This window comes from Solirhodobacter olei (assembly GCF_004010155.1).
In the GTDB taxonomy this organism is placed as follows: domain Bacteria; phylum Pseudomonadota; class Alphaproteobacteria; order Rhodobacterales; family Rhodobacteraceae; genus Solirhodobacter; species Solirhodobacter olei.
In genome coordinates this window covers 24,199-32,737 of record NZ_RRYH01000004.1, presented here as the reverse complement: position 1 = coordinate 32,737, position 8,539 = coordinate 24,199, and the positions used below count along the sequence as shown (strand labels likewise).

Annotated in this window: 11 protein-coding genes and 1 other RNA gene; 8 read left to right on the top strand and 4 right to left on the bottom strand. The window is 69.0% G+C overall.

Annotated features, from left to right (window positions below):
* Window positions 1-1,201: pseudouridine synthase (locus tag EIP85_RS04170; RefSeq protein ID WP_127900902.1), on the bottom strand; the 1,201-nt coding region annotated here is incomplete at its 3' end.
* Window positions 1,202-1,276: 75 nt separating this feature from the next.
* On the opposite strand from EIP85_RS04170, the gene EIP85_RS04165 reads away from it, so the two are divergent.
* Complete coding sequence (locus EIP85_RS04165) at window positions 1,277-1,729, top strand: nucleoside deaminase (RefSeq protein ID WP_127900901.1); 453 nt, start codon at window positions 1,277-1,279, stop codon at window positions 1,727-1,729.
* A 123-nt stretch (window positions 1,730-1,852) separates the two neighbouring features.
* Here the strand turns inward: EIP85_RS04165 and EIP85_RS04160 are convergent, their stop codons facing one another.
* Window positions 1,853-2,548, bottom strand: coding sequence for a metal-dependent hydrolase (locus tag EIP85_RS04160; protein WP_127900900.1), 696 nt, complete (start codon window positions 2,546-2,548; stop codon window positions 1,853-1,855).
* A 158-nt stretch (window positions 2,549-2,706) separates the two neighbouring features.
* Between EIP85_RS04160 and gatC the strand changes: the two genes are divergently transcribed.
* From gatC to EIP85_RS04125, 7 genes are all read left to right on the top strand, one after another.
* On the top strand, window positions 2,707-2,994 hold the full coding sequence (gene gatC / locus EIP85_RS04155; protein WP_127900899.1) for an Asp-tRNA(Asn)/Glu-tRNA(Gln) amidotransferase subunit GatC: 288 nt from the start codon (window positions 2,707-2,709) through the stop codon (window positions 2,992-2,994).
* Window positions 2,991-4,478, top strand: coding sequence for an Asp-tRNA(Asn)/Glu-tRNA(Gln) amidotransferase subunit GatA (gene gatA, locus EIP85_RS04150; RefSeq protein ID WP_127900898.1), 1,488 nt, complete (start codon window positions 2,991-2,993; stop codon window positions 4,476-4,478). The genes gatC and gatA overlap by 4 nt, the downstream gene beginning before the upstream one ends.
* Window positions 4,479-4,537: 59 nt before the next feature.
* Window positions 4,538-5,146, top strand: coding sequence for a hypothetical protein (locus tag EIP85_RS04145; protein WP_127900897.1), 609 nt, complete (start codon window positions 4,538-4,540; stop codon window positions 5,144-5,146).
* Window positions 5,147-5,833: an N-acetylmuramoyl-L-alanine amidase gene (locus EIP85_RS04140; protein WP_127900896.1), complete on the top strand. Its 687-nt coding sequence runs from the start codon at window positions 5,147-5,149 to the stop codon at window positions 5,831-5,833.
* Between the two features lie 12 nt (window positions 5,834-5,845).
* Window positions 5,846-6,231: RNase P RNA component class A (rnpB, locus tag EIP85_RS04135), an RNA gene on the top strand.
* Window positions 6,232-6,400: 169 nt separating this feature from the next.
* Window positions 6,401-6,568: a 50S ribosomal protein L33 gene (rpmG, locus tag EIP85_RS04130; protein WP_017999830.1), complete on the top strand. Its 168-nt coding sequence runs from the start codon at window positions 6,401-6,403 to the stop codon at window positions 6,566-6,568.
* 118 nt (window positions 6,569-6,686) lie between these two features.
* Window positions 6,687-7,172: a GNAT family N-acetyltransferase gene (locus EIP85_RS04125; RefSeq protein ID WP_127900895.1), complete on the top strand. Its 486-nt coding sequence runs from the start codon at window positions 6,687-6,689 to the stop codon at window positions 7,170-7,172.
* A 275-nt stretch (window positions 7,173-7,447) separates the two neighbouring features.
* Here EIP85_RS04125 and EIP85_RS04120 read toward each other — a convergent pair whose 3' ends face one another.
* Window positions 7,448-8,170 carry a Bax inhibitor-1/YccA family protein gene (locus EIP85_RS04120; protein WP_127900894.1) on the bottom strand — a complete coding sequence of 241 codons (723 nt, stop codon included), beginning with the start codon at window positions 8,168-8,170 and terminating at the stop codon, window positions 7,448-7,450.
* Between the two features lie 146 nt (window positions 8,171-8,316).
* Complete coding sequence (locus tag EIP85_RS04115) at window positions 8,317-8,508, bottom strand: hypothetical protein (protein ID WP_241559885.1); 192 nt, start codon at window positions 8,506-8,508, stop codon at window positions 8,317-8,319.
* Window positions 8,509-8,539 lie beyond the last annotated feature (31 nt).

Below are 8,539 nucleotides of genomic sequence, written 5' to 3'. Positions count from 1 at the left end.
CGCGCCGCGGGCCGCCGGGCTTGCCTCCGCCGGCACCACCGTCTTCGCGCTTCCCACCCTCGCGCCCGGGACCGCGCGGGCCGCCCGGGCGGGGGCCGCGCTCGGCGGAGTTCGCGCGGGGCGGGCGGGTTTCACCATCGTCGCGCGTGGGGCGGGGGCCGCCGAAGGATTTCTTCGCCGGTCCGCCCTCGCCGCCGCCGCGGGGCTTGCGCGGGCCCTTGGGCTTCGCGGGCCGGTCGTCCTCGGGGCGTTCGGCGCGGGCGCGGGCGAGCGCTTCGGGCGAGCGGGCGGCGCGGCGGGCCTTGCGGCTGTCGGCCGGGGCCTCGGGCGCCGCGGGCTGGGTTCCGGGCTTTTCCATCCGGCCGACGCGGCGTTCGCCGGGCACGGCGCGGGGGTTCACCCGCTTGACCGGGACGCGGGCGCCTTCCTCTGCTCCGGGGCGCTGGCGCGGCGTCACGGCCTCGTCCTCCGCCGGCAGGCCGAGCTGGTCGCGCAGCACCTTGGCGCGGACCTCCTGCACCTCGCCGGGCTGCAGCTCGTTGAGGCGGAACGGCCCGTAGGAGACGCGGATCAGCCGGTTGACGAAAAGCCCCACCGCCGCCATCGCGCGCCGGATCTCGCGGTTGCGGCCCTCGCGCAGGCCCACGGTCAGCCAGGCATTGGCACCCTGCTGGCGGTCGAGGCTGACCGTCATCGGCTGGAAATCCTCGCCATCGACGGTGATGCCCTGGCGGAGCGGCTCCAGCGTCGCCTCCTCCGGGCGGCCGTTGACGCGGACGCGGTACTTGCGGAGCCAGCCGGTCGACGGCAGCTCCAGCCGCCGCTTCAGGCCGCCGTCGTTGGTCAAGAGCAACAGGCCCTCGGAATTGAGGTCGAGCCGGCCGACGGGCATCACCCGCGGCAGGCCCTCGGGGAGATTGTCGAAGACCGTATCGCGGCCCTTCTCGTCGGAGGCGGAGGTGACGAGGCCCAGGGGCTTGTAATAGAGCCAGAGCCGTGCCGGCTCGCGCTGGGGCAGGGGCTTGCCCTCGACCATGATCCGGTCGCGCGCGGTGACGTTCAGCGCCGGGCTGTCGATGACCTTGCCATTGACCGTGACGAGGCCCGCCTCGATCAGCCGCTCCGCCTCGCGACGCGAGGCGACGCCCGCCCGCGCCAGCACCTTGGCGATCCGCTCGCCGGATGTATCCTGCTTGTCCATTGCGGCTCCCTACGCCACTTTTGAGGCTTGCGAAAGCGGGCTTGCGCAGCGGCGCGCGGCGGGCCATCAGATCGCATGGCCTTCACCAGTTTCATGCAGGATGCGCTAGAGGAAGCCCGCGCCGCGGCGGGGCGGGGCGAGGTGCCGGTGGGCGCCGTCGTCGTCTCGCCCGAAGGCCGGGTCGTGGGCCGCGCCGGCAACCGCACGCGCGAGCTTTCCGACCCCACCGCCCACGCCGAGATCCTGGCGCTGCGCGCGGCCTGTGCGGTGGCCGGGTCGGAAAGGCTGCCGGGCCACGCGCTCTACGTCACGCTGGAGCCTTGCCCGATGTGCGCCTCGGCGATCTCGCAGGCCCGCATCGCGCGGCTCTACTATGGCGCGGCCGATCCGAAATCCGGCGGGGTCGCCCATGGTCCCCGGGTCTTCGCCCATCCGCAAAGCCACCATGTGCCCGAGGTCTACGACGGCATAGGGGCGGAGGAGACCGCGGAATTGCTCAAGGAGTTCTTCGCGGGGCGGCGGGAGTAGGCGCCGGGGGTTTCACACCTCCGGACCCCCGTGGGATATTTGCAGACAGAAAATGGGAAGCCCCTCTCTTTCTGTCCGGAAATATCCCGGTGGTCTGGGGGCCGGGCCCCCGGCAAGCAGCCCTCAGATCTCGATTGGCTTCAGGACATCGGGCTCGATCACGTTCACGCCCGGCAGCGCCGCCTTCAGCGCGTCGGCGTTCTGGGCGAGGAGCGGGAAGGTGCGGTAGTGGCAGGGGATGACCGTCTTGAAGTTGAAGAAGGTCTTCGCCGCATAGGCCGCGCGCTTCATGTCCATGGTGAAATGCCCGCCGGCGCAGAGGATGCCGATGTCGGGGGCGTGGAGGTCGTTGAAGACCTTCATGTCGGCCATCACGTCGGTATCGCCGGTCAGGTAGATCGTGTGGCCCTCGCCCTCGATCATGTAGCCCGATTCGTGGCCGACATAGACCGGGGCGCCGTTCTCGCCGCCGACGGAGGAGGAATGGGTGGCGTTCACCATGGTCACCTTGGCGCCGCCGAGGTCGACCGTGCCGCCCTTGTTGAAGCCGATCCCCTCGATCCCCTCCTTGGCCTGCCACCAGCTGATCAGATCGTAGATGCCCGCGACCGGGAGGCCGAGTTCCTTGGCGATCGGCACCGTGTCGCCGGTATGGTCGCCATGGCCGTGGGTGATGAGGATATGGGTTGCGCCGGCCAGTGCCTCCGCCCGCCGGTCGGCGGGGAACATCGGGTTGCCCGTGAGCCAGGGATCGACGAGCAGCACCGCGTCCTCGATCTCGATGCGGAAGCCGGAATGGCCGAGCCAGGTGATTTTCATGGGATGTCCTCCGTGTCTGGTCCGGGCAGAGTGTAGGGCGTGGCGGGCGGAAGGAAATGCCCCTCGCGGTGCCGTGGCCGCCGGGCGCGGGGCGCCAGATGCTTGCAGCCCCGCCCGCGCGGCGATAAACGGTCCCGAACCCGGATTTGGAGCCCCATATGTCGATCGACATCGAAACCGCGCGCCGCGTGGCCCACCTGGCCCGCATCCGCGTCGAGGAGGAGGAGCTGCCCGCGCTGGCGGGCGAGCTCTCCGGCATACTGACCTTCATGGAAGAGCTGAACGAGGTCGATGTCGAGGGGGTCGAGCCGATGGTCTCGGTCACGCCGATGCGGCTGAAGCGCCGCGCCGACGTGGTGACGGATGGCGATATCCAGGCCGAGGTCCTCAAAAACGCGCCGGATGCGCGCGAAGGCTTCTTTGCCGTGCCGAAGGTGGTCGAATGAGCGGGCTGAACGAACTGACGATCGCCGAGGCGCGCGATGCGCTGCGGAAGGGCGAGGCGACCTCGGTCGACCTGACGATGGCCTGCATGACGGCGATGGACGCGGCCTCCGCGCTCAATGCCTTCGTGCATCCGACGCCGGAGATCGCGCTGGAGCAGGCGCGCGCGGCCGATGCGCGGATCCAGGCAGGCGAGGCGCCGGCGATGTGCGGCATCCCGCTGGGGATCAAGGATCTTTTCTGCACCAAGGGGGTGCCGAGCCAGGCGGCCTCTGCCATCCTCGAAGGCTTCAAGCCGGAATACGAATCCACCGTCACTTCGCGGCTGTTCGGGGCCGGCGCGGTGATGCTCGGCAAGCTGAACATGGACGAGTTCGCCATGGGCTCGTCGAACGAGACCTCGACCTACGGCAACGCCGTGAACCCTTGGCGGCGCGGCAATGACGCGACGCCGCTGACCCCGGGCGGCTCGTCCGGCGGGTCGGCGGCGGCGGTGGCGGCCGATCTGTGCCTGGCGGCGACCGGGACGGACACCGGCGGCTCGATCCGCCAGCCGGCGGCCTTCACCGGGATCGTCGGACTGAAGCCGACCTATGGCCGGGTCTCTCGCTGGGGGATCATCGCCTTCGCCTCCAGCCTCGACCAGGCTGGACCGATGACGAAGACGGTGCGCGACGCGGCGATCATGCTGCAGGCGATGGCGGGCGAGGACCCCAAGGATTCGACCTCGGCCGAGATCCCGGTGCCGGATTTCGAGGCGGCGCTGACCGGCGACATCCGCGGCAAGAAGATCGGCATTCCGAAGGAATACCGCATGGAGGGCATGCCCTCCGAGATCGAGGCGCTCTGGCACCAGGGCGCGGAGATGCTGAGCGACGCGGGCGCCGAGATCGTCGATATCTCGCTGCCGCACACCAAATACGCCCTGCCGGCCTATTACGTCATCGCGCCGGCGGAGGCCTCTTCCAACCTCGCGCGCTATGACGGGGTGCGCTACGGCCACCGCGCCCGGCTCGCCCAGGGCGACGGCATCACCGAGATGTACGAGAAGACCCGGGCCGAGGGCTTCGGCAAGGAGGTCCAGCGCCGGGTGATGATCGGAACCTACGTGCTTTCCGCCGGGTTCTACGACGCCTATTACAACCGCGCGCGGAAGGTGCGGGCGCTGATCAAGAAGGATTTCGAGGATGTCTTCGCCCAAGGCATCGATGCGATCCTGACGCCGGCGACGCCCTCCTCCGCCTTCGGGCTGGGTGAGATGGCGGATGCGGATCCGGTCGCGATGTATCTCAACGACGTTTTCACGGTGACGGTGAACCTTGCCGGGCTGCCGGGGATCGCGGTGCCGACCGGGGTGGACCAGAAGGGCCTGCCCCTGGGGCTGCAGCTGATCGGGCGGCCCTGGGCCGAGGCCGATCTGCTGAATCACGCGCACGTGCTGGAGCGTTCCGCCGGTTTCGTTTCCAAACCCGCGAAATGGTGGTAAGGCGCCCGACGGGACAGGATTGAGGACCAGCGATGCGGTGGACTATTCCGGTTGTGGCAATGCTTGCGCTTTCGGCGTGCGGCGCCCGGGTGCCCGATTCCGGGACGAGCTATGGCGCGGTGATGAAGCAGGCGACCAGCCAGGCTGGCGGCAGCGGGATCGAGAATCCCGACCGCCCGCGCGGCGGCGATGCGCCGGCCGGGATCAAGTCGGTGCAGAGCGAGCTGGAATACGACAGCAACGGCAAGCTGATCACCATCCCGAAAGAAAACCGGGCGGCGATCTCGGACGAGCAGAATTTCAACGCGGTGAAGGATCGGGTCTCGATCGCGCAGGACGCCGCGCGGCTGAAGCTGATGCGGCAGGAATACAAGATCATCCCGCCGAAGCCGCTGCCGCAGGCGCCCTCGAACATGGGGCCGAACTTGGTCAGCTACGCGCTGAGCACGACGAACCCGGTGGGCCATCAGATCTACAAGCGCTTCTCGCTGCTCTCCGGCAAGGCCGCCTATGAACGGGCCTGTGGCCGGTATGCCTCGTCCGACCTGGCGCAGATCGCCTTCCTCGAACATGGCGGCCCGCGGCGCGATCCGCTGGGGCTCGACCCCGATGGCGACGGTTACGCCTGCGCCTGGGATCCGGCGCCGCTGCGCCACGACCAGCCCTGAATGCGCGCCGTCCCGCATCCCTCGCCGAATTTCGGCGAGCGGCGGGACGGGCTGCGGCCTTCGCTGATCGTCCTGCATTACACTGGGATGGAGAGCGCGGCCGCGGCGCTTGAGAAGCTCTGCGACCCGGCGGCGGAAGTCTCTGCCCATTATCTTGTCAGCGAGGGCGGAGAGGTCCTGCAGCTGGTGGAGGAGGAGCAGCGCGCCTGGCATGCCGGGGCGGGCAGCTGGTGGGGCCTCGGCGACATCAATTCCCGTTCCATCGGGATCGAGCTTGCGAACACCGCCGGCCATCCCTTCCCCGAGCCGCAGATGCGCGTGCTGGAGGGGCTGATGGCGGAGATCATGGACCGCTGGGCGATCCCGCCCGAGGGTGTCATCGCCCATTCCGACATGGCGCCGGCGCGCAAGGTCGACCCGGGTCCCCGCTTCGACTGGCGCCGGCTGGCGCGGGCAGGACTGTCGGTCTGGCCCGGGGCGGACGTAGGGGCCGAGGCCGACCCGGAGGGGTTCGAGGCGGCGGCGCGGGCGTTCGGTTATCCTGAGGTGCCGGAGGCGCTGATCCTCTCCGCCTTCCGGTTGCGGTTCCGGCCCTGGGCGTCTGGGCCGCGCGACGCAGTGGATGCGGCCCTGGCGCTTGACCTGGCCCTGCGCTTCGGCATTGACCGGGGCGCGGCGAGCGCCTAACTCTGCGCCCGCGCGGATGGCTGGACGGCCGCGGGGGCGACCCCGAGGAAAGTCCGGACTCCATGAAGCAACGGTGCCGGGTAACGCCCGGCCGGGGAAACCCGAGGGAAAGCGCCACAGAGAAGAGACCGCCTGCGCCTTCGGGCGGCGGCAAGGGTGAAACGGTGGGGCAAGAGCCCACCGCGGGACTGGCAACAGGACCGGCATGGCAAGCCCCACCGGGAGCAATGCCGAATAGGGGCCCCGCGCGGCCGGAGCGATCCGGATCCGCAGGGACGCTTCAGCCCAGGGGCCCGGGTTGGCAGCTAGAGCCCGTCGGCAACGGCGGGCGCAGAGGAATGGCCGTCCAGGGGGTGCGAACCCCCGGACAGAATCCGGCTTACAGGCCATCCGCGCATGGCTTCCCAAGGGCCCTCTCAGGGGTGCTTCCGGGGCCGCCGGTCACGCCTTGGCCCGGGCAGGGTTTTTGCGGTTGACTCCGCCCCGTGCCCGAGTAAAAGGCGGGCTTCAAGGATTTCGCCGGGGCCGAGGCTCTGGCCGCACGAGAACGCCGCAGGAGAAATTACAATGGCGAAGCCGACGACGATCAAGATCCGTCTGAACTCCTCGGCGGGCACCGGGCATTTCTACGTGACCAAGAAGAACGCCCGGACCATGACCGAGAAGATGACCGTGAACAAATACGATCCGGTCGCGCGCAAGCATGTCGAATACAAGGAAGGCAAGATCAAGTAAGATCGCCTGTCCGACGGAATATGCGGGGGCCGTGCCTTGGGCGCGGCCTTTTGCGTTTCCGGGGTTCGGTGCGGTGCAGGGGCCTTGCCCGCTGGCCGTGCCGCGCTAGCATCCCGGCATGACCGGAACCCTGACCGTGCGTCCTGCCGAACCGGCCGACATGGCCGCGATTGACGCTGTCATGGCCCGCAGCTTCCCGCGCCTCCTGAAGGAGGCCTATCCGCCCTCCATCCGCGTTCTTGCCGTGCCGCGCTTCGCCCGGGTCAATCCGCGTCTGGTGGGCTCGGGGCGCTATTACGTGGCGCTGGGCGAGGGCGGGCGGATCATCGGGGCCGGTGGCTGGTCGGCCGGCGCGGGAGAGGCGGCGGAGGTGCGGCATGTCGCGACGGCCCCCGATTATCTGCGCCTCGGCGTCGGCCGTGCGATCCTGTCGCGCGTGATCGAGGCGGCGGCTGCGGCAGGGGTGAGGCGGCTCGACTGCCTCGCCACGCGCAATGCGGTGCCGTTCTATGCCGCCATCGGCTTCGTCGCCCTGGGGCCGGTGGAGGTGCCGCTGGCGGCCGGCATCAGCTTTCCGGCGGAGCGGATGGTGCGGGAGCTGTGAGGGCGGCGGGGCTGGGGCCTGTTGCGCCCGGTGCGCGCCGAAGGCGCAGGGCGAGCGCCTGCCCGCCCGGACGGGCTGGCGCTTTCTCACCCCGCGCGACGTTCCAGCTCAGGCAGGACATGGCGACCATAAATGGCGAAGCTCTGATGCCCCGAGGCGCCACCCCGCGGGCAGGCACGCGCCCTGCTTGAGCCGGGATGCGTGGGCTGCCCCCCCGAAAACGAAACGGGCCGGTGGTTTCCCACCGGCCCCCAATCCGTCGACCAATGATCGGATCAGTTGCGGTTGCCCATGAACTGCAGCAGGAACATGAACATGTTGATGAAGTCGAGGTAGAGCTGCAGCGCGCCCATGATGGCGGACTTGCCGAGCCATTCCTTGTCGCCCGAATGGGCCATCTGGAGATACATCGACTTGATGTTCTGGGTGTCGTAGGCGGTCAGGCCGGCGAAGATCAGAACGCCGAGGACCGAGACCGCGAAGGTCACCGCCGCCGACTGCAGGAAGATGTTGACCAGCATCGCCACCACGAGCCCGATCACCCCCATCATCAGGAAGGTGCCCATGCCCGTCAGGTCGCGCTTCGTGGTGTAGCCGTAAAGGCTGAGCCCCGCGAAGGAGATCGCGGTTACCAGGAAGGTCTGCGCGATCGAGATGCCGGTATAGACGGCGAAGATGAAGCTGAGCGACAGGCCCATCAGCGCGGCGAAGAGGAAGAAAATCCCCTGCGCGGTGCCGAGCGAAAGCCGGTTCACCATCGCGCCGAAGCCGAAGACCACGACCAGCGGTGCGAACATCACGACCCAGCGCAGCGGCGAGCCGAAGATCGCCTGCAGCAGCGCCGGATTTGTGCCGACCCCGTAGGCGACGACCGCGGTGACCGCCATGGCCCCCGACATCAGCCCATAGACCTTGTTCATATGGGCCCGCAGGCCCTCGTCGATCTGCACGCCGCGCGCGCCGGCGCGGCTGGTGCGGATCGTCTCATAGTCTGCCATCTGACGCCTCCTCATTGCGTTCCTGAAAGGCACCGCCCTTCGGGCGACACCTCTTGTCTGGCAATATCGGGAAGCTGGCGAGACATTTCAAGCAGGCGATGCCGAAAACGGACTTCGCGACAAGAAACAATGACTTGATCGGCGTTTCATACGCGCCAATGCGCCGGGGCGTCCCATTTCGGCAGCTGGATTTCGCGCGCCGTTTCGCGGGTCAGGCCCACGTCGCTCAGCAGGCGATCCTCCAGGCTGGCCATATGGGCCAGCTCGCGCCGCATCCGGCGGCGGGCAAAAAACCGGGCAATCGGGCCGGGGCGGGGGCGGGTGAGAGCGGCGAACATCGGGAGTATCCTTTCCGATCCGTGATGACTG

Excerpts from the sequence above, each read along its gene's own strand:
- EIP85_RS04160 (WP_127900900.1), bottom strand. The coding sequence starts at position 2,548 with ATGAAAATCACCTGGCTCGGCCATTCCGGCTTCCGCATCGAGATCGAG.
- EIP85_RS04165 (WP_127900901.1), top strand. The coding sequence starts at position 1,277 with ATGGCCTTCACCAGTTTCATGCAGGATGCGCTAGAGGAAGCCCGCGCC.
- EIP85_RS04140 (WP_127900896.1), top strand. The coding sequence starts at position 5,147 with ATGCGCGCCGTCCCGCATCCCTCGCCGAATTTCGGCGAGCGGCGGGAC.
- gatA (WP_127900898.1), top strand. The coding sequence starts at position 2,991 with ATGAGCGGGCTGAACGAACTGACGATCGCCGAGGCGCGCGATGCGCTG.
- EIP85_RS04125 (WP_127900895.1), top strand. The coding sequence starts at position 6,687 with ATGACCGGAACCCTGACCGTGCGTCCTGCCGAACCGGCCGACATGGCC.
- EIP85_RS04120 (WP_127900894.1), bottom strand. The coding sequence starts at position 8,170 with ATGGCAGACTATGAGACGATCCGCACCAGCCGCGCCGGCGCGCGCGGC.
- EIP85_RS04115 (WP_241559885.1), bottom strand. The coding sequence starts at position 8,508 with ATGTTCGCCGCTCTCACCCGCCCCCGCCCCGGCCCGATTGCCCGGTTT.
- EIP85_RS04145 (WP_127900897.1), top strand. The coding sequence starts at position 4,538 with ATGCTTGCGCTTTCGGCGTGCGGCGCCCGGGTGCCCGATTCCGGGACG.
- gatC (WP_127900899.1), top strand. The coding sequence starts at position 2,707 with ATGTCGATCGACATCGAAACCGCGCGCCGCGTGGCCCACCTGGCCCGC.
- rpmG (WP_017999830.1), top strand. The coding sequence starts at position 6,401 with ATGGCGAAGCCGACGACGATCAAGATCCGTCTGAACTCCTCGGCGGGC.